Annotated in this window: 18 protein-coding genes, 1 pseudogene and 1 riboswitch; of the genes and pseudogenes, 14 read left to right on the top strand and 5 right to left on the bottom strand. The window is 46.5% G+C overall.

Features of this window, described 5'->3' with window-relative positions:
- Positions 1–29 precede the first annotated feature (29 nt).
- The 11 genes and pseudogenes from RQP50_RS22725 (at position 30) to RQP50_RS22680 (ending at position 11,946) form a co-directional block, all read left to right on the top strand.
- Positions 30–4,406, top strand: coding sequence for a beta-ketoacyl synthase N-terminal-like domain-containing protein (locus tag RQP50_RS22725; RefSeq protein WP_315746830.1), 4,377 nt, complete (start codon positions 30–32; stop codon positions 4,404–4,406).
- An 18-nt stretch (positions 4,407–4,424) separates the two neighbouring features.
- Complete coding sequence (locus RQP50_RS22720) at positions 4,425–4,679, top strand: acyl carrier protein (protein WP_028531520.1); 255 nt, start codon at positions 4,425–4,427, stop codon at positions 4,677–4,679.
- Positions 4,676–5,851: an acyl-CoA dehydrogenase family protein gene (locus RQP50_RS22715; protein WP_227774750.1), complete on the top strand. Its 1,176-nt coding sequence runs from the start codon at positions 4,676–4,678 to the stop codon at positions 5,849–5,851. The genes RQP50_RS22720 and RQP50_RS22715 overlap by 4 nt, the downstream gene beginning before the upstream one ends.
- Positions 5,848–6,798, top strand: a complete 951-nt coding sequence (locus RQP50_RS22710; RefSeq protein ID WP_174809021.1) for an ACP S-malonyltransferase — start codon at positions 5,848–5,850, stop codon at positions 6,796–6,798. Before RQP50_RS22715 ends, RQP50_RS22710 begins: the two co-directional genes overlap by 4 nt.
- 123 nt (positions 6,799–6,921) lie before the next feature.
- The gene (locus tag RQP50_RS22705) at positions 6,922–8,250 is read left to right on the top strand and encodes an aspartate aminotransferase family protein (protein WP_227774753.1); all 1,329 of its coding nucleotides are present in this window, start codon (positions 6,922–6,924) and stop codon (positions 8,248–8,250) included.
- 130 nt (positions 8,251–8,380) lie between these two features.
- A complete protein-coding gene (locus RQP50_RS29395; RefSeq protein WP_394358427.1) occupies positions 8,381–8,467 on the top strand; it encodes an FAD-dependent oxidoreductase in 87 nt (28 codons plus the stop codon).
- 15 nt (positions 8,468–8,482) lie between these two features.
- A pseudogene (locus RQP50_RS22700) lies at positions 8,483–8,767 on the top strand (3-hydroxyacyl-CoA dehydrogenase family protein); the annotation flags it as partial.
- Positions 8,768–8,799: 32 nt separating this feature from the next.
- Positions 8,800–9,867, top strand: coding sequence for an HAD-IIIC family phosphatase (locus tag RQP50_RS22695; RefSeq protein ID WP_021255058.1), 1,068 nt, complete (start codon positions 8,800–8,802; stop codon positions 9,865–9,867).
- Entirely contained in the window at positions 9,851–10,099 is a 249-nt protein-coding gene (locus RQP50_RS22690; RefSeq protein WP_021255057.1) for an acyl carrier protein, read from the top strand. The genes RQP50_RS22695 and RQP50_RS22690 overlap by 17 nt, the downstream gene beginning before the upstream one ends.
- 43 nt (positions 10,100–10,142) lie before the next feature.
- Positions 10,143–10,979, top strand: coding sequence for a hypothetical protein (locus RQP50_RS22685; protein ID WP_217492499.1), 837 nt, complete (start codon positions 10,143–10,145; stop codon positions 10,977–10,979).
- A 268-nt stretch (positions 10,980–11,247) separates the two neighbouring features.
- On the top strand, positions 11,248–11,946 hold the full coding sequence (locus RQP50_RS22680) for a 4'-phosphopantetheinyl transferase family protein (RefSeq protein WP_072729895.1): 699 nt from the start codon (positions 11,248–11,250) through the stop codon (positions 11,944–11,946).
- A gap of 79 nt (positions 11,947–12,025) precedes the next feature.
- Here RQP50_RS22680 and RQP50_RS22675 read toward each other — a convergent pair whose 3' ends face one another.
- Positions 12,026–13,042 carry a PocR ligand-binding domain-containing protein gene (locus tag RQP50_RS22675; RefSeq protein WP_083545181.1) on the bottom strand — a complete coding sequence of 339 codons (1,017 nt, stop codon included), beginning with the start codon at positions 13,040–13,042 and terminating at the stop codon, positions 12,026–12,028.
- Positions 13,043–13,241: 199 nt separating this feature from the next.
- On the opposite strand from RQP50_RS22675, the gene RQP50_RS22670 reads away from it, so the two are divergent.
- From RQP50_RS22670 to RQP50_RS22660, 3 genes are all read left to right on the top strand, one after another.
- On the top strand, positions 13,242–14,375 hold the full coding sequence (locus RQP50_RS22670) for a glycerol dehydrogenase (protein ID WP_072729896.1): 1,134 nt from the start codon (positions 13,242–13,244) through the stop codon (positions 14,373–14,375).
- Positions 14,376–14,378: 3 nt separating this feature from the next.
- On the top strand, positions 14,379–16,139 hold the full coding sequence (gene dhaK, locus RQP50_RS22665) for a dihydroxyacetone kinase subunit DhaK (protein ID WP_072729897.1): 1,761 nt from the start codon (positions 14,379–14,381) through the stop codon (positions 16,137–16,139).
- 171 nt (positions 16,140–16,310) lie between these two features.
- Positions 16,311–16,440: riboswitch (cyclic di-AMP (ydaO/yuaA leader) on the top strand.
- A 6-nt stretch (positions 16,441–16,446) separates the two neighbouring features.
- Positions 16,447–17,304: a CAP domain-containing protein gene (locus RQP50_RS22660; protein ID WP_072729898.1), complete on the top strand. Its 858-nt coding sequence runs from the start codon at positions 16,447–16,449 to the stop codon at positions 17,302–17,304.
- A 120-nt stretch (positions 17,305–17,424) separates the two neighbouring features.
- Here RQP50_RS22660 and RQP50_RS22655 read toward each other — a convergent pair whose 3' ends face one another.
- The 4 genes from RQP50_RS22655 to RQP50_RS22640 form a co-directional block, all read right to left on the bottom strand.
- Positions 17,425–18,258: a DUF2785 domain-containing protein gene (locus tag RQP50_RS22655; RefSeq protein WP_072729899.1), complete on the bottom strand. Its 834-nt coding sequence runs from the start codon at positions 18,256–18,258 to the stop codon at positions 17,425–17,427.
- Positions 18,259–18,485: 227 nt separating this feature from the next.
- A complete protein-coding gene (locus RQP50_RS22650) occupies positions 18,486–19,889 on the bottom strand; it encodes a nucleoside recognition domain-containing protein (protein WP_072729900.1) in 1,404 nt (467 codons plus the stop codon).
- Entirely contained in the window at positions 19,867–20,601 is a 735-nt protein-coding gene (locus RQP50_RS22645) for a FeoB small GTPase domain-containing protein (RefSeq protein ID WP_072729901.1), read from the bottom strand. Before RQP50_RS22645 ends, RQP50_RS22650 begins: the two co-directional genes overlap by 23 nt.
- Positions 20,598–20,852 carry a FeoA family protein gene (locus RQP50_RS22640; protein ID WP_072729902.1) on the bottom strand — a complete coding sequence of 85 codons (255 nt, stop codon included), beginning with the start codon at positions 20,850–20,852 and terminating at the stop codon, positions 20,598–20,600. The genes RQP50_RS22645 and RQP50_RS22640 overlap by 4 nt, the downstream gene beginning before the upstream one ends.
- Positions 20,853–20,938: the final 86 nt, after the last annotated feature.

Here is a 20,938-nt window from a genome sequence, read left to right as displayed (position 1 = left end):
CTTGCGTCATCCATATAAGGAGGTTCAACATGTCTAAGAAGGCGATTCAACATGGCAAATCTCTTGCACTTCCAGCAGAGTATCACACTTTAGCCGAAATGATTCAGTATGTCGCAAATCAATATCCGCAGAAGGGCCTCACCTTCGTAGACGCTTCTGGAAATGAGGAATTTCTAAGTTATCCGGAACTTGTGAAGAATGCCCGGAAAAACTTAAGCATGCTGTACCGAAAAGGGATACGGCCAGGCGAAGTAATCATTTTGGAAATTGATCAGTCTAAAGATTTCTACTGTACATTCTGGGCATGTATATTGGGCGGCATTGTTGCAGCCCCGGTCAGTCAGCCTACCTCGTGGAAGCCGCTGTCTGCCGGATTGCTTAAGCTGACGAGAATATGGGAAGTGCTCCAAAAGCCAATCATTATTATGGAGGAGCATAATCGCAAGTATTATGAGTCGCTTCAACAGAGTTCCCACTATGAGGGAATCCGCTTTTTCTCCACGCAGGAACTGGAAACCGAAGGCGTAGGGGAGCCATATGATGCACAGCCGGATGAGCTAGCGTTCCTCCAATTTTCTTCAGGCAGTACAGGTATTCCGAAGGGAGTGAAGCTGAGCAGCCGCAACATTTTGATTAATGCGCTCGCCATGGCAGAACGATTCGAGACGAAAGAGTCGGATACCGTATTTACGTGGCTGCCACACACGCATGATATGGGTCTGTTCGTTCAGCATATTACTCCTATTGTGAGCGGAAGCAATATTGTCATTTTCTCACCGTATACGTTTGTCCGATCACCCTACCTGTTCTTGCGCAAAATGTCTGAGCATCGGGCAACCTGGTTCGGTTCAACGAACTTCGGATTTGATTGGATGATACAGAAGGTCGCGGACGAGAAGCTGACCACACTTGATTTGTCGTCTTTACGGTTTGCACTGAATGGAGCTGAGCCCATATCAATCCATGTGGTAAACAGCTTTGCTAAGAAATTCGAACCATGTGGATACAAGCCTGAAATGATGCTGCCTGCCTACGGCATGGCTGAAGCAACAGTTGGGGTCAGCATTTGGCGAATGGATGAAGTTCCGAAGGTAGAATACATATCCCGATCTAAATTGATACATGCACAGCTTGCTGTTCCTGTTCAGGAAACCGATGAACGAGATCGCCTTCCGTTCGTTCATGAGGGCACTCCGTTTCCTGAGATCAGTATCCGAATTGCGGATGAACACGGGTGTACAGTGGACGAGTATGTTGTAGGAGAAATTCAGATTCAAGGTGGTTCCGTCACTTCCGGTTATTACAATCGTGACGACTTAACCGAGAGTTTGTTCGTTGACGGATGGCTGCATACCGGCGATTTAGGCTTCATAGCGGAAGGCTCGCTTGTGGTAAGCGGGAGAATGAAGGACATTATATTTATCCGCGGGCAAAATTACTTCGCTCATGATTTGGAGGAAGTGTTGTATGAGCAAGGTGCGATTCCGCGCGGCAACATCGCGTTCGTAGGTTTGTTTAACGGCGCTACACAGCAGGAAGAACTGCTTGCCTTCGTGAAGCACAAATCGGGCATTGAGAAGCTGCTCGATCTTCGCCACCAAATCATCACTCATATGCGAGAATCTCTCGGCATTGAGGTTACTCATGTCATTCCGGTTCGCACGATTCCGAAGACAACGAGCGGCAAACTCCAACGCTTCGAGCTGCGCAAGAGCTATGAAGATGGGGAGTATGACGAGGCGCTGCAAGAAATTCATGCGGGATTAGAACAGCGTCGTGTTCAGGAGCGGGTTATTCACTCTCCTCAAAATGAACTTGAATCCTTCCTTCGCCGGAGCTGGGCAGAAGTACTGGGCATACCGGAAACACGTATATCTACAGATGATTCTTTCCTGGCATTGGGCGGAAGCTCGATTCAACGTTTTCAGTTCTTAGACCGCATTGAGAAGCACTTTGGCAGAGAAATTGGATTTGAGCTATTTGTCATCTGCAAGACCATTAAGCAAATGGCAGATTATTTGCAAACGATGCCTCAAGCACGTGAGATTCCTGCATCGGCATGGGATGCTGACAACAAATTAGACTTGCATAATGCTGTTGCCATTACTGGAATTGCGCTGCGTGTGCCGGGCGCAAGTACGCCTCAGCAATACTGGGATAATCTATGCGCGAAGAAAGACAGCATTGCCAAGGTAAGTGAGAAGCGCAGGCAATTGGCGGGAAAACCAGAGTGGGATGACTGGCTTGGTGAAATCGCGAATATCGACTGTTTTGACAATGACTTTTTCGAGATTTCCGATGAGGAAGCTGCATTCATGGATCCGCAGCAGCGGCTGATGCTGGAGATTGCCTATGAGGCACTTGAAGATGCCGGTGCGCTGCCGGGGCTGGATGAGAAACGCAACATCGGTGTATATACCGGCATTAACATCAATACGTACTACCAGCTTGTTATGAATTATATGGACAAGCATGGCGTTGATCGTATCCATCCAAATACGATGGTAGGGAATATGCACAATATGGTATCGGCTCTGATTGCACATAAGCTCAACTTTACAGGGCCGGCGCTTGTAATCGATACGGCATGCTCATCCTTCCTAGTAGCGCTTCATCAAGCAGTTGCAGCGATTAGACAGAACAGCATATCAGGAGCGATTGTAGGTGCCGCTAATATATTGGCAACACCAATCGTCCATCAATTGTCGCGAAAGGCGGGAATTGTCTCCTCGACTCGTTGTACGAAGACGTTCGATATTGAAGCTGATGGATCCGTGTTAGGTGAAGGGGTAGTAGTTGTGTACTTGGAGCCTCTTACCCAAGCAGTTCAGAACAACAAGCAGATATATGGCATTATCCGCGGGAGCGCCGTCAATAACGATGGATATTCGCTTGGCATCATGGCGCCAAATCCGGGCGGGCAATATCAAGTTCTGTCCGAAGCGTACATTGATGCGAATCTGTCACCGGGTGAAGTTGGCTATGTGGAAGCACACGGTTCAGGCACGAGAATCGGCGATCCGATTGAAGTGAACGCGCTAACTAAGCTCTTTACTGAAGGAAAGAGACGAACTGATGGCAAGATCGGATTGGGCTCTGTCAAGACCAATATCGGACATTTGCTGCCTGCCGCAGGCGGGGCCGGACTTGTGAAAGTGCTGTTATCTCTCTATCACAAAAAGCTGGTTCCAAGTCTGCATATGGGCACACGCAATCCAGCTCTTGAAATGGAGAAATCACCGTTCTTCATTGTACAGGATGTTGAAGAATGGTCAGTTGATGAGAATAACACCCGTAAGGCAGGGATAAGCTCGTTCGGATTAGGGGGAACGAATGTGCATGTGGTGCTCGAAGAATGGAATGGGGCAGAGGCACCCTCCACTACGAGCGAAACTGCCAAGGCATTCGTGACATCCAAGACATCCGAAACGTCCGAAACGTCCTCAGCATCTGAGGTGACTGCAGCATCCGCAGCAACCACAAGATCCGCAGTTCGTCCGCGTAAACATCTGCTCACCCTGTCAGCTAAATCGGAGCAAGCACTGGAGCGGGTTATTCGTCAGACACAGGAATTGCTGGAACTAGATCCTTCTATAAATATCAATCATCTATGCTTTACACGGAATCGTTATCGCAAGCATTACAGCTATCGAGCTGCCTGCATTCTTTCCAATTCTGATTCATTGAAGGCAGAGGTATTACAAACGGCAAATAGAGGTCGTTTCTTGAAAAACCGCGCCGCAAAAGTAGCGTTAGTTATCGGTGATATTGCGAGCCAATCGCTGGCTGATAATCTCTTAACTCGAGATGCTGCCTTTGAACAATTCACAATCGACCATTTGGATGTACTCGAATGTGGTGCGAGCCAATATGGGGTTTCTGAGCCGGAAATGAAGGAGCGCGTACAGTTATCGGTTTTCTTTTATTGGTACTCGCTTGTACAGCGAATTCTGCAAAGCGGAGTTTCAATAACCGAAGTAAGAGGACTTGGTTCTGGCCAGATCCTTGCTGATCTGCTGCAAGAACGAATGGATATCAAAACAGCCTTAGACACATTCATGAGCGAATCGAAGAGCATTCGTGAAGAAGGCGAGGATAAGAAGTGCAGTGCTCATGAAGATGCGGGTCTGCTGCAATCGAGAGCGGATGTCCTACTCGGCGTGTGCATGACTACGGAAGAAGCAGACAAGGTGCTGTCGCATAAGCAGAACAGCAAAGCTGAGCACATTCTGATCGAGTCGAGCGCCTCTGGTTCGCTTGAAGACACAGTGCTTCATACTGTTGGGCAGCTGTACGTATCAGGTGCTGATATAGACTGGTCGTCATTGCATCCCGACGGATCTGGCATGCTCGTTCCTTTGCCAGCATATCCGTTCGAGCAGACTTCCCATTGGATTCGTGAATAGTAGAGAGGAGAAGTGAAGATGAACAAGGAAGAAATCGTGGGCTTTATGAAAGCAGAAATTGCAACGATTCTTAATGAGGAACCAGAAGAGATTGATGAGGATATGAACTTCATGAAGATCGGCGTGTCCTCCGTTCAAGCTCTCAAAATTGTGAACCGACTCCGCAGAAAACTGGAAATCAATATTAATCCGGTGGCATTGTTTGAATTCAAGACAATTTCGGAATTCGCTGGGCATTTGAGTGAATGCGTAGAAGAAAAGGTGTCGCTATGAAGAACATTCAAGAAATGGAACCAACACAGGCGAATTCACAGGCAGCGATTGTGGAGGAGGCTCGTACATTTGTTGATAAAGAAGTGCGTCCACTTGTGCGAAAAATGGAAGATGAGGGTACAATGCCGCGTGAGCTGATTGACAAAATGGCGCAGAAAGGCTATCTGGCGGCATCTTTACCTGTCTCCTATGGCGGGCTTGGCCTCGATGCGATCCATTATGGCTTATTTACAGAAGCGTTCGGTAAGGCTTCTGTAGCAGCGCGCAGCTTGATAACCGTTCATACCTCGCTAGTGTCAGAGACATTGCTTCGCTTCGGGACGAAGGAGCAGAAAGAAACCTGGCTGCCGCGGCTGGCACGAGGAGAACAGATTGCATGCTTCGGATTAACCGAACCGGACGTTGGGTCAGATGCCAAGAATATTAAGACATCATGGCATGAGGAAGACGATTATTACGTGATTAATGGTGTGAAAAAGTGGATTACGTTTGGAGATATCGCGGATGTATTCTTTATTGTTGCAGCGAATCAGGGGAAGAGCTCTGTATTTCTCGTGGAGAGAGCTTATGAGGGTGTTGAAACAAGAGCAATTGAAGGACTAATGGCATCACGTTCAACCCATCTGGCTGAGATTCATCTGCGAGATGTTAAGGTGCCGAAGTCACATGTAATAGGGAGGCTTAACTTCGGCTTCGAATATGTGGTCTCGACGGCACTGGATAACGGCCGATACAGTATCGCGTGGGCTGGTGTTGGCATTGCGCAAGAAGGCGTGGATGCAATGGTGTCCTATTCCCGAACCCGCTCGCAGTTCGATCAGAAGCTGAGCAGCTTCCAACTAATTCGCGGGATGATCGCAGATGCGGTAACGAAGGTACACGCTGCAAGAGCGTTATGTTTGCGAGCAGGAGAAATGCGGCTTGCGAAGGAAGACGAGGCTACGATTGAAACGACAATTGCAAAGTATTTTGCATCCAAGGTAGCGGTGGAGGTCGCAAGCGATGCTCTGCAAGTACATGGGGCCAATGGCTTCAGTAATCAATATCCAGTAGAGAGGTTATACCGGGAAGCGAAGGTGTTGGAGATTATCGAGGGATCCTCCCAGATGCAGCAAGAAATGATTTCGTATTATGGTCTACGGCATTATTTCAAGCGAGGTTACTCGATATGAAGCTTGCCGCAGCATTTCCTGGACAAGGCAGTCAATACAGCGGGATGTGCCGCTCATTGATGGAGGAGTTCCCGATCGTGCAGGAGGTATTTGAAGAGGCGAGTGATGTATTGAACTTGGATTTGCAAGACCTTCTGTTGAATGGAAGCTTAGAAGAACTGTCACTTTCCGAAATTGCTCAGCCCACAGTCGTGACCGCAAGTTATGCACTGTATCGAGTGTGGGAGAAACAGATCGGACTTGTACCATTCGGAGCTGTAGGGCATAGTCTTGGCGAGCTTTCGGCGCTCATTGCGGCAGGAGCCTTGCCCTTCTCGGACGGTGTCCGTTTGGCAAGAGAAAGGGGAAGACTGATGCATCGCGCGCTGCAAGAGAAGAAGGGGAGAGCGGGAATCGTCGTAGATATAGATGTAGACACGCTTACAGATATCATCGAGAGCGTTCGTTCACATGATTATGTCACAATTTCCGGTTACAATTCTCCCAGTCAGTTCATCATTGCGGGGCATCAGACGGCACTTCTGAAGGTAGAGAATGATGTGGTCGAGGCGGGGGGAGAATTTATTCCATTCCGCATGATGCCTATGAAGGCAGATGCGCCTTACCATAGTGCATTAATGGACTATTTGAAGCCTGAGTTCGAAGCTTGCTTGCAGCACGTGACATTCAGCCCTACCAAATTCGATGTATGGTCGACAGTGACAGGTAAAATTATCGAGCCCGCAGACAACTTAGCAGCGATTCTTGCCCATCAGTTGGTTACACCGGTGTATTGGAATCAAGTGCTCGAAGCGATGCATGAAGCAGGAGCTGACTTATTTGTGGATATTGGCCCGAATCAAATCACCCGTAATTTGATTCGGGAAAATACGAGGCTTCCTCAATCTTTATCATTTGATGATCAGGCGGATCGGGAACAACTGTCTCAACTCCTTATTCACGCTTGACCGGATATTGATATCGTATTGCAGCGATCCTATCTGATACAAAATGCCAAGAAGGAATCTACTGAATGATGGGTGTTGGTAGCTTCGTTGGATAGTAGAGTCAATAAAGGAGGGATAGCGCAATTGATTACGCGACAGAACACAATGGAGCTTTACAACCGGAGAGTGAAAGAACTGCTGCCCGGAGGCGTGCATTATAATTTCCATCTTCCGTGGGAGGAAACCCCAATTCACTTCGTCAAAGCCGAAGGCAGTCGGGTATGGGATATGAACGGCAACGAGTATCTTGATCTATATGCTAGATTCGGTGCGCTGATCGTTGGCCATGGGAATCGAGAATACAATGAGAGCCTGAAGGAGACAATCGATCGGGTTCTCTCGGTTAGCCACTGTGATATGGATGCAGAAGCGCTTGAGTTGATTGCGAAGTATATCCCTTCGGCTGAGATGATCCGTTTTGGCTTGTCAGGTACGGAAATCGTACAGAATGCATTACGGGTAGCTAGGGCATGGACAGGCAAAAACCGCTTCGTCCGATTTGAAGGCCATTATCATGGCAATGCAGACAACATTATGGGTGGGAGAGCGCCGCGCAGCGGGGAGCCAATTCCATCCGATTTCAGAGGAGACCTCAAAGGAACAGCAGGCCGCGCAGCGAACTCGCTTGAGAGCCAATCCTACTTGCTGCCATGGAATGATGAAGCGGCACTAGAAGAACTGCTGCGGAAGAAAGGCCATGAAATTGCTGCTGTCATCACGGAGCCGGTATGCGTGAATGGGGGAAGCGTTATGCCCGCACCGGGTTATCTGAAGAAAATGCGGGCGTTATGTGATGAGTATGAGGTTGTACTTATTTTCGATGAGATAATAACCGGACTTCGTATGGGATTAGGCGGCGCTCAGGAGCAATTCGATGTACGTCCTGACCTGACAACACTTGGGAAGGCAATTGCGGGAGGCGGCGTACCTGTATCTGCACTAGTTGGCAAGAAGGAGATTATGCAGCTTCTGGTCGACAAAAAAGTAATTCATGCTGGAACTTTCAACGGGTACCCGCTTGGAACGGCGGCTGTCAAAACAACACTGGAGATATTGAGTCGCAATCAAGGGCTGGCAATGACGGAAATGAATGAAAAGATGTGTGAGATGCAGCAGATTATCCAGCAGGAAGCGGATGCCATAGGGCTTCCACTCGTCATTCAAGGTCCGCCAGCATGTTCAGCCTATCATTGCTGCTCTTCGGTACTGACAAGTCCTTCGGACTATGATTTTGAGATTATGTCGATGGACATTATTTTGAACCATAATCTTTCGAAGAATGGCATACTCGTATCGACGATGTCGAGACTGTATCCGAACATATCCCTGACAGCAGAGGATGTGGAATGGTTCCGGACCAAGGTAGGCAAGGCTTTAGCGGAAACGAAGGAAACATACGAAGAAATCTACTAATCATTTGCTCTTCTTGTATCAGTCTAGCTCCGGCTAGCAGATTGTAAGCGCGGTATTAGTGAGCGCATGAAGTGTCTGCATAGCATGATAGAGGAGGGATGGGAAGAGGTCGAACCAAACAGTTGCGATCGTGGGTGCAGGGGTCATGGGCTGTGCAACTGCACTGGATTTAGCAAGATACGGCTATGAGGTACTCTTAAAGGATATTTCATCCTAACAACGAATTATTGACGACTTGCCTGGATTCGTCTCGAATCGCTTATCCCATCTGTTCATGAATGAAGCGGCCTATCTCGTACAGGATGGAATAGCGACGGCGAAGCAAGTGAATCAAATGATGAAGCAAGGCTTCCATCATAAGATGGGGCCGCTGGAAACGGCTGATTTAATAGGCTTGGATACGGTTGTTCATTCGCTAGAGGTTCTGTATGACAGCTATCAAGATCCCAAGTATAGATGCTGCCCATTGTTGAAGAAGATGGTTGATGCAGGCCTGTGGGGACGCAAAAGTGGATGAGGGTTCTATGACTATTCCGATGGAGGATACGTATGAGCGAAAAAAAAGAGTATAAATGCGTCGTGTGGGATTTGGACAATACACTATGGGATGGGGTACTGGTGGAGTCATCCAGCGTCCAACTTAAGGAGGGCATTCGGGAGATTATCCAGACACTTGATAGCCGCGGAATTCTTCAATCGATTGCCAGCAAGAACGACTATGACTTGGCCATGTCCAAGCTGAAAGAGTTCGGATTGGATGATTACTTCCTGTATCCTGAAATTCATTGGAACGCCAAATCATATTCACTCGCAGAAATTCAGAAAAATATCAATATCGGTATGGACACGATTCTGTTTGTTGACGATCAACCCTTCGAATTGGAAGAAGTACAGAACGTCCATGAGAGTGTTCACTGCATCAATGCGGATCAATATCTCACCCTGTTATCACATCCATCACTGAATCCTCGTTTCATAACAGTTGATTCTGCACGAAGACGCAAATTGTATCAGGCTGATTATCAGCGGAAGCTGGCAGAAAGTGAATATCAAGGGCCCTCGGAGGCGTTTCTTGCAACGCTGTCTATGAAGTTTACGATCTATCCCGCACAGGAAGAGGATTTGCAGCGAGCTGAGGAACTGACGGTTCGAACGAATCAATTGAATGCTACGGGAAGAACGTTCAGCTATGAAGAATTGGACGAGTTGCGGCAATCTCCGCACCATCGGCTGTTAGTCTGCCAATTAGAAGACAAGTATGGAGATTACGGTAAGATTGGGCTAGCCTTAATCCATACCCAAGAAACTCATTGGAAGCTAGAGATGCTGCTCATGTCATGTCGGGTCGTGTCGCGAGGCGTAGGAACGGTGCTGCTTAGTTACATATTACAAGAGGCTCGCAAACAGAACACCCCGCTGCTGGCCGATTTTCGCGAAACAGGACGCAACAGGATGATGTATGTCAGTTATCGCTTTGCAGGATTTCGTGAGAAATCATCGGATGGGCAGGGCAACTATGTGTTGGAACATGATTTAGACAATATTCAAGACTTCCCACCTTATATTGAAGTCCAATTGCCAAATGTTGAAGGAGGATACTATGAACTATCAAAATGAAATCAGAAACTTCATTCATCAAAATTTGTCCATTAGCGAAGATAACATTGAATTCTCGGATGACGACAATTTCTTCAAATTGGGTTTCGTCAACTCGCTGTTCGCGATGAAGCTTGTAAATTTTGTCGAGCAGAGGTTCGGAATCGAAGTCGAAAATGAGGATATGGATTTGAAAAACTTCAGCACGGTCAATAACCTACTGGCTTTGATCCATAAGAAAGTGAATGTGTAAGTAAGATCCAGCACCAAACCAATACGATAGGGAGGTTGAAAAGATGAGCAATCATAACAAATATCTGTATTTGTATTTGGCCATCTCGTTTGGCGCTTGTTGGGGGATTGGGCTTGCCTATATGCTGTTTGGGGACATTCTGGTTCCGATTACAGGACCTCTCACGCTTATGCATCCGCTGACTATCATTGCGCTTTACTCACCATCGTTCGCTGGATTAATTGCGTATTATGCAATGGGCGGTTCAAAGGCAGTGAAGGGCGTGTTCTCCAAACTGATTCCTAGAAAACAAGACTTGTTCTGGTTCCCTGTATTGTTAGTAGTCGTCATTTTGTTCGTAGCGACAATGCACTATGGCTCAAAGCTCTTCGGCATTCCTCTTCCGCAAATGACATACAGCATTTCTGACATGTTCCTAATTGGACTGTGGAATCTGATTGAGGAGACAGGGCTTATCGGTGGAATCTTTGGCTGGATTGGCTTTTTGCTTCCTTTTCTTCAGGGCAAATTCAAAAACAATGTTACCAGTTCGCTGCTCACTGGACTCATATTCGGACTTTGGGTGCTGCCAGGCTACGTGATCTCTTCCTATGAAACTAGCACCTCCTATTTTCTCTACGTTATTCAGCTCATGTTCTTCATATGGTTCCAAAGCTACGTGTTCAATGCAACAAGAGGCACTCTGCTGTTCTATCTCTTCACGTTCTGGCTGACAGCAACGGGAAGCCGACTTCAGTTCTATTACTTCAACGCGCAAGTACAGATTTTGCAAGTCAGCTTCTTCTTAATCGCTGCGATCATTATGCACTTCATCTATAACAAGCAGAAAGAAAAGAACAACTATGAATTGCAAATGTCTCCACAATTCATTCAAGCATAACGGTCTATTCATCGTTTCCAGATAATCAAGGATGCTCATTCGTCTTCCAACATGAAGGTATTTACAGCATGTTGACTTATGAGCATCTTTTGCTTTGAGCATGTGCTATTCATGCTCGACTCATGCTCGACGGTAATCTTGTTGGCGAATACCAACTGGGCAAATATAATAGAGACAAGGATGACATAAAAGCGCGGGAAGAGCATCTGGCTAGCTGGTTATTGAAGATGGGCTTCTAAATGTCATTCAATATATCGGTCAAAAGGTGATGAACATAACGAAAATCGCAGCATTTCACTTACCGGAACACATTTCGCCTGCGGAGTATGATGATTTTATGAGCAAGGTTGCACCGCAGCGAAGAGATCGAATTAGAAAATTTAAGTTTGTTGAAGATGCGTACCGCTCTCTGTTTGGAGAATCTTTGGTTAGAGCAGTGTTATGTAAGGATTACGGATATACAAATGCAGACATACATTTTGAACACAATGAGTACGGCAAGCCACGTGTCGCAGGAGACAGCGACTTTTCCTTCAACATTTCTCATTCAGGCTGCTGGGTGATGATGATATGGGGGCAAGGAGTGCTTGGCATTGATGTGGAGCAAATAAAGCCGATTGACTTGTCGATTGCGCGCCGTTTTTTCTCGATGGAAGAAACGGATGCTCTAATGCAAAAAGCCGACGCGGAGAAGTTAGACTACTTCTATACACTTTGGACATTGAAAGAAAGCTATATCAAGGCAGCCGGAAAGGGCTTATCTATTCCGCTGGATTCCTTCTCCATCGTTGACAATGGGGCAGGGACATTCGAATTGAAGCCGGATAAGGAATCGGTACGCTTCCATACGTTCGAGCTGGAACATGGTTATAAAGCGGCAGCCTGTACAGAAGGACATGAGCAGCATGAACGATCGCCATCTATCTCATATGTAACGATGAATGATTTGCAGCAGTGGATTCGATGAATAATTGGAAGATAGGAAGAGTTGAAAAGCCGTCCCCAAGTTCGAAGGAGAACGTGGAGTGACGGCTTTTTGTTATGGTTTATCGTTTATAGATTTGGCGATAGCGAGCAGGTGTAAGTTGTTCAAATTTCTTAAATGACTTAATGAAGTAGCTCGGTTCACTGAAGCCAAGCTCATTGCTAATTTCCGAAATAGACAGATCGGTAGTCTCCAAGATTTGTTTGGCCCACTCGATTTTGAGATGCGGTATGAACACCGAGAAGTTTTCTCCTGTTTCTTTCGTAAAAATACGACTGAAGTAGCTGGGACTGACATGGCAGAGTGCCGCCATATCCGTCAGCTTTACGTTCTCGCTCTTGTGTGTATAAATATAATCGAATGCAGGCTGAAGCATCGAGTTGGAGGCATGCATTTGCTGATTTTTCATCTTGCTAATTTGATTGTCGATCAGCGTGTTATCCAGTTCTGCCTTGAATGTCTGAATGCTGCGATAGCTATGGTCTGCTAAAAACTCGGATGCAGTCTTCTCACTATGAAGCGCCTGCCGATACATTTCAATGGTTGTATTTTTGGAAATGGCTTCCTCTACAATGTAATTGCATAGATGATAGAGCATTTCAGAAATGGTGACAACCTCATCATAGGACAGTTCCGGCAAGGAGCTGTATTCTGGTTCGAGATTCTTGAACTTTCGATTCGCATCCGCATTAGCGGGTCGGTTTACAATTTGTTCGAGCTCCATCGGATTGTCACGCAGCTTGACTTGTCCGGCCATTACTGCCCCCATATATTGATTATTCACGATAATCGGAATGGCAATATCGACAATGTTAAAGTGGCACAAATAGATATACGGCTTATTCAGCCGAACAGCCTCTAGACCGCCGCGTGCATCGCACTTCTGGCAGTATTGCGACAACGATTCATCTTGCCGTATGGCCTGGCAGAAGCTTTGGCAATGACTATGCGCTGTTACTGGGATGCCCTTATAGTCAGTCGTAATCACGGCCATCTTCGTCACTAAGGATAGCGAGTCTTGCAGCTGCTGCCATTTTTCCATATCGATGATGCTCTCTAAGCTAAAACGGGAACTCACGATGACTCATTCTCCTTTTGTTTGCATAGCTAAATTATAGCATATTTTTCTGGTTGAATGACAAGATAATACCATTCGGCGTACAAATGATAAGAAAATCCGATAAGATAGCGCTTTATTTCGCAATAATAGTTCAATGATCTGGTTCATTGACGGTTCTATAATAAACATATAAATAGCACAGAGGAGGCATTTAATCATGAGAAAAGCGTTTATCAGCCCAGCCAAATATGTACAAGGTGAAGATGAACTGTATAACTTGGGTTATTTCATTCGAACATTCGGAGATTCTGCTCTTCTGATCGCTCATCCAGATGATGTGCAGCGTGTAAAGCATAAGCTTGAACATACAATGAATAAATACAAAGTTACGTTAGTTGAGAGCGGTTTCACTGGAGAATGCTCTCGTCAAGAAGTAAAACGATTACAACAGCTTGCTATTGAGCATAATTGCTCATGTACAATTGGACTTGGCGGTGGCAAAGCGATTGATACAGCCAAATGTGTGGCAGAAGGGGAAGCGCTCATTATCGTTCCAACTATTGCAGCAACTGATGCGCCAACTAGCCATTCCGCGGTCATGTACACGCCTGAAGGGGAATTTGACGATTATGCTTATTTCAAGCAAAGTCCTAGTGTGGTCATGATTGATACGACTGTCATTGCGAATGCGCCAACGCGCTTCCTCGTAGCAGGCATGGGAGATGCGCTCTCCACTTACTTCGAAGCACGTGCAACAGCAAGCTCTTATTCGAATGTAAATGCAGGACTGCCTTGTGGTGCAATGGGAGGAGTAGCACCTGCCAAAGGTACGAAAGCAGCACTCGCACTTGCGAAGTTGTGCTACGAAACATTGCTTGAAGACGGTGCGAAGGCGAAGATGGCTTGCGATGCGAACTTGGTAACGTCTGCACTGGAGAACATTGTAGAAACGAATATTCTGTTGTCTGGATTAGGGTTCGAGAGCGGCGGATTGGCGGCAGCTCATGCCATCCACAATGGATTAACTTCACTTGAAGGCACTCACTTTTATATGCATGGCGAGAAGGTAGCCTTTACAACATTGGTGCAGCTTGTCCTTGAGAATGCAAGCGCAGCAGAAATGAACGAGGTATTGGAATTCTGCGTAAGCATTGGTCTTCCGGTATGCTTAGCTGATCTCGGTGTAACAAGTGTTACGAACGAGGAATTACAGGCAGTTGCACAGAAGGCGTGCATCCCTGAAGAATCTATCCACTCCATGCCGTTCCCAGTCACAGAAGAGATGGTCGTATCGGCGATTCGAGTGGCTGATATGATGGGTCAACAATTTAAAGGCCAGAAGGACGTGTAAGGAATGAAAAAAATATTGAATCAACCGGAAACATTGGTTCGGGAAATGTGTAACGGTATGGTGCTTGCACATCCGGAACTGGAGTTCATCAGCAAATACAAGATTGTCAAGAAAAAAATCGTGAATGAGAACAAGGTTACGTTGATCAGTGGCGGAGGAAGCGGTCATGAACCAGCTCACGCTGGATTTGTTGGACAAGGCATGCTCGATGTAGCCGTATGCGGTGATGTATTTGCATCCCCATCACAAATTCAAATTTATCAAGCGTTAAAGGCCTCTGCAAGCAAGAAGGGAACGCTGCTCATTATTAAGAACTACAGTGGCGACATTATGAACTTCAAAAATGCGTCGCATCTAGCCAAAGAAGACGGAATTCAGGTCGATTATGTCAAAGTGGACGACGATATAGCTGTAGAGGACAGTCTATACACGGTTGGCCGCAGAGGTGTTGCAGGGACAGTGCTCGTTCATAAAATTGCAGGTGCGGCCGCTGAAGAGGGCTTGGAGCTTGCAGAAGTGAAGGCGATTGCTCAGCACGCGATCGACAACACAAGAAGTATTGGATTCGCGCTTACCTCATGCACAGTTCCAGCAAAAGGAACACCAACGTTCCAGTTGAATGACGATGAGATCGAGTACGGCGTAGGAATTCATGGGGAGCCTGGCATTCGCCGAGAGAAGATCGCTTCTGCTAACGAACTGGCGAAGAAAATGGTTGCGGATTTGTTCCGTGACATGAAGATTACAGCAGGCTCTAAGCAGGAGTTAGCCGTGCTGATTAACGGATTTGGCGGTTCCCCGCTGCAAGAATTGTACTTGCTGGCGAACGCTGTAGTTCGGGAGATTCATGCGCAACAAATTACTCTTGTTAAAGTATTCGTAGGCAACTACATGACAAGTATCGATATGGCTGGTGCGTCGGTGTCGGTTATCCGCTTGGATGAACAGCTTAAGCATTACCTCGAAGCAAGCTGCAATACGCCAGCGCTGCAGGTGAGTGGTTCATTTGAACCAATCCATCCTGAGGAGATGTCCGAAGCAGGAACTGCGAGCCACGAGGTATCTTTTACAGTAGAGACGGACGAGGCCTTCTCGAAGGTCGAACATAATGTGTTCACGGTTAATAACCTGATCTATCTAACAGACAAGATGAGCGAAATCATTATTGAAAATGAAGTTCCATTCTGCGAGTTGGATTCACATGCAGGTGATGGCGACTTCGGTATGAGTGTGGCGAAGGGCTTCAAGCAATTGAAAAGAGAATGGCATGACATCATTGCACATCATTCAGATAACATGGGCAGCTTCCTCCATGCTTGCTCGTTAGTTATTATGGAGCATTGCGGCGGCGCTTCTGGCCCAATCTGGGGTTCAGCATTCCGTGCAGCCAGCAAGTTCGCGGGCGAACGCGTAGAATTGACCGTTTCTGAATTTGCACAAATGATGCAAGCAGTTGTTAAAGGCATTCAAGACACGGGCGAGCGCTCATTTGGAAGAGGAGCTGTAGTTGGGGATAAGACACTTGTCGATGCGTTGGCTCCATTTGCAGATGCGTGGGTACAGAGTGCGTCTGAGGGCGATGATGTGAAGACTGCTTCTGTGAAAGCGGCAGAGGCTGCTGTTCAAGGTGCAAAGTATACAGAGACAATTGTAGCTCGTATGGGAAGAGCGGGGGCGGTTGGCGAACGGAGTCTTGGCTATCCTGATGCTGGTGCCTATGCGCTTGGTGTGATTTTCACAGCGTTGTCCCAAGTGATCAAGTAAGAAGCGAGCGAATTAGGAATAGAACAATTTCCGACCAAATGGAATACTAGAAAAGTAGAACCGGAGTGCAGTCTAGCATACTCCGGTTCTTTTCGTTTGGAAGATATTATAATTAATTACAATATATTTGAAATGATCTCCTGTATTATCCGTGTTAGGATCGGAAACGTACCACAAAACAAGCCGAAGCTCGTCAGAGCGCGGGGGAACCGATTCATTGGGGTGAAGTCGTGTAGCGACAGGGGAGTCCACTTTAACCCGAACCCGACAGCTAACCTCGCAGGCTGCAAAGGGAGAGATGTACAGGATGAAGAAGACATTTAAGAAAGTTGTAATTACAAGTGCGATTGCATTGGCACCGGTTATGGCGGTGAACTCTGCTATGGCAGCACCCGTTAGCCCAGTGCAACAGCCGAATCCAATGATGAACTCGAATTGTTCAAACCTGGGTATGAATATGGACTTTGATAAAGTATTCCAAGATAACTCGGAATTGAAGCAAATCTTGTCCAAATGGATGGAAGCCATTCAAAAAGAAATTGGGAATAAGCCAATCGTTCCGCCTCCCGTTCAAAAGCCAGAGGTGGACAAGCCGGAAGTAAATAAACCAGAAGTTGAAAAGCCAGAAGCAAACAAACCTGAAGTTGAGAAACCTGAGGTAGAGAAGCCAGAAATCGAGAAACCTGAAGTTGAAAAGCCTGAGGTTAACAAACCAGAAGTAAACAAGCCAGAAGCTGAAAAACCAGCAACACCTGGTGACAATAAACCAACTGCGCCACAAGACAACAACAATGCGAACAGTGACTTCGCTAGCCAAGTTATCGATTTGGTGAACCAAGAACGTGCGAATGCTGGTTTGCAGCCATTGAAATCCGATGCACAATTGAACAAAGTTGCGATGATCAAGGCGAAAGATATGAATGATAACAACTACTTTGACCATCAATCTCCAACACTTGGCTCCCCATTCGATCTGATGAGAGCACAAGGTGTCAATTTCAATACTGCTGGCGAGAACATTGCCAAAGGCCAACGTAATCCGCAAGAAGTAATGAACGCGTGGATGAACAGCGATGGACACCGTAAGAACATCCTGAACTCCAGCTTCACTTCCATCGGTGTTGCATACTACAATGGTGTGTGGGTACAATCATTCACAGGCTAACGAGTTAAGTATGTAGATATCACATCAAGAACCTGCAGGTAAATGCAGGTTCTTTTTTTTGTATTTAATCAGGCGCTCTACAAGAGAATAACGAGGAAATTAACAGAAATGAAGTTGATCTTATATGTCTCTGTTGAAGACCGGATTCAGTTTCTTTTCAATGTTATACCAATTGTGCCATTCTGTTGTTGGAACGATGAATTCTCTCATTGCTGCACGCATCCATACAGATCGAGCAAAATTTTTAACATTTATGCGTCTACAGCGATAAATCACTTTGTCTTCATTGGGCAGCTCAACCTGCATAAGCCACGCGCAATAGGACGTGAACGACAACTTATTAAGCTCAAGCATTGACAAGACGGCTGTCGCCATGCGTTCATCTTCCTCTGTTCGCAAGATATGATTCGCATGAAGAAGCATGTGCTCAATGGCACTGAGAAGCTTCTTGCATTCCTCTGGGCCAATGTGTGGACTGCGTACACAAGCAGCCATGACATCTGCGATGTGAGCTGGAGCATGAGCCCATCCTTTAACTTCTACATAATCGCGATAATCGTTCTCCTGCATGCAATAATCAACAACTCGCTTCGCAATGTGTTCATATAAAGGCTTGCTTATATAAGGCTGTTGTTCATCACGCTTCAGAAGCAGTGCGAGTAAGAGGGCGGAGAATGTACGTTGGAAGACCGAATCGTTCTCAGCAGTCCCAATTCCTTTGAAAAGCATTTGGTCTGATAACGTCTGATGAAGAAGCTCTGTTAGTTGTCCAGCGGTCAGGATTTTTTGTGTAATAAGCCATTCATATAATATCCCGTATGCAAGATCATCCCTCAATTCAGGATCTGTAGAGCCAAGTAGGCTGACTACTTGTTGTACGGCTTCATATTGTTCGATTTCTGTTGGTAGCTCATATTGATGATCCATAATTGAGCGCAGCTGCTGCTTGTCCATGAAATGAATCCCCCCATTAAAGATGTTTAGGTATTTGTATTCGCTAATGAATAATCATAAAAAGAATGAGATGATCATTTTAACATGATAGGAAAGAAATGTATATGTAGACGAATGGTAGTAACGAACGAAATCATGGTTTCTAGCAATACGGTATAGTTAGCAAGTAAGGAGGGAATGAATAAGAAACCCCCTGAACATAATCGTTAAGGGGGTGGGCGATAACTTTATACCCAACCGAAGGCTCTAGCGAGCTGAGCCGTGGCGAAGGTGACAGCTATAGCGATTCCAAGCGGAATAACGGCAGATAATATTGTCCATTTTGCACTCTTCGTTTCTTTATAAATGTTGAATAATGTCGTTCCGCAAGGGTAGTGGAGCAAGGAGAACAGCATCATGTTCAATGCAGTCAACCACGTCCACCCATGCTGCAGGAAGATATCCTTGATGTTCTCCATTCCATCTGCATCAACCATTGCCCCAGAGGACAAGTAGCCCATTAGCAAGATAGGTAGGACAACCTCGTTCGCAGGCAAGCCGAGCAGGAATGCCATAACGATGAATCCATCTAAGCCAATAGCATGGGCGAATGGATCGAAGAACGAAGCCATATGATTCAATACGCTGTCGCCACCGACAAATACGTTGCCAAGAATCCAAGTCAGAACGCCGGCCGGTGCCGCAATAACGACAGCGCGAGTCAATACGTTAAGGGATTTGTCACGTGACGACAATAAAATCGTCTTCCAGACTTGCGGTCTGCGGTACGGTGGAAGTTCAAGCGTATAATGTGTGGGCACACCGCGCAGTGCTGTTTTGGACATGACCCAAGATACGGTCAAGGTGACAACAATCCCAATCATAACCATACCCATCACGATAGCTGCCGTTACGATCGTCTGCATCCCGCTTGCTACACCTGCTGCCATGAACAGAGATGACAACAGAATCAGGGTCGGCCATCTGCCGTTGCATGGTACGAAGTTATTCGTTAATATCGCTAGCATGCGTTCTCGTGGCGATTCGATAATCCGTGTAGACAAGATCGCTGCTGCATTGCATCCGAAGCCCATTGACATCGTCAAGGCTTGTTTTCCGTGTCCGCCTGACTTTTTGAATAGACGATCCATGTTGAATGCAACTCGAGGCAGATACCCGAAATTCTCAAGTAACGCGAAAATAGGGAAGAAAATAGCCATTGGCGGCAGCATGACACTGATTACCCATGATGTACCGCGATATAAGCCGAGTACAAGAATGCCATGCAACCAAGCAGGAGCATTCATTGCTTCAAATGCCGTGTTTAAGTACCCTTCAATCACTTCGAAGAAGGAAAATATCATTTCCGACGGAACATTCGCTCCAGCAATCGTCAACCAAAATACAACACCCAAGATGGCGAGCATGATCGGAAAGCCCCAGATCGGAGAGGTTAGAATCTTGTCTAACCGGTATGTGCTTTTTAATTTCTTCTTGTCTTCATAGACAACGGCTGCACTGCATATATCACGCGTCGTACGATAAATATCCGTTACAATTCCGTCCCGAATTGCTTCTCCGCTTGCAAGAGTGCGTGCTCTGGACAATAAGGAGTCCAATGATTCTGAATTAGTGGCAAGCGGTGTGGCCATATGAAACAACTCCCTTCACGGTATCTGCGACCGGCGAGTTCCATCTGGATCTCATCGAATTGATCAAGCTCTCATCACCGTCAAGCAGACGAAGTGCAATCCATCTTGTTGGAAATGATGTGCCAAGCTTCTCCCGAATGATCGGTTCTAGTGCTGCGATTTTCTCTTCTATATCCTCGCTATATTGCACGAGCAGCGGGGCAGGTACAATCTTGCCGGAAGCTACGCCCCTAATTTTCTCCATCATTTGATCAATCCCAGTACGGTGTCGTGCAGAGATCGCCACTGCGGGTACACCAAGCTTCTTCTCAATCGCATCAATGTCGATCTTAACACCGAGCCGCTTCGCCTCGTCCATCAAGTTAATACAGACAACAACGCGGTTGGTCATTTCCATCACTTGCAGTGCCAAGTTCAAATTACGTTCCAGTGATGTCGCGTCCAATACGACGAGTGTCACATCGGGTTTCTCAAAAATAATATAATCCCGAGCGGCTTCCTCGTCGGCGGAATTGGAATAGAGCGAATACGTACCTGGCAGGTCGACCATTTTATAGGTAGTACCTTCATGATTGAAGTGGCCTTCTGCTGTTAGGACGGTTTTTCCCGCCCAGTTTCCCGTATGCTGCCGCATTCCTGTAAGGGAATTGAATAAGGTGCTTTTACCGGTATTTGGATTGCCGGCTAAGGCAACCGTATATTGTTCTGTCATTGATCATCACTCCCAACTATTTCGCCATACATGAGTATGCTTTCTTCCTTGCGAAGCGCTATCGTTGTATTATTGACTCGGAATGCGATCGGATCGCCGAGCGGACTGCGCTGCAGCACTTCGATCACATTGCCTGGAACAAAACCGAGATCAAGCAATCTTCTCCGTAGTACTCCTTGAACTTCGATTCGATTCAACCGTACATGCTGGCCTGTGCCAGCACTGTATAGCGTTACGACATTTGAATGCATTTGATTCACTCTCCTGATTTCACCATGTCCTAAAAAGTTTGCCTAGTGCAAGATTTGTCCCAAAAAAAAGCGGAATTGTTCCGTTC

Origin of the sequence: Paenibacillus suaedae, assembly GCF_032337355.1 — a bacterium.
GTDB lineage: Bacteria > Bacillota > Bacilli > Paenibacillales > Paenibacillaceae > Paenibacillus_B > Paenibacillus_B suaedae.
This window is presented reverse-complemented; position numbering and strand designations above follow the sequence as displayed.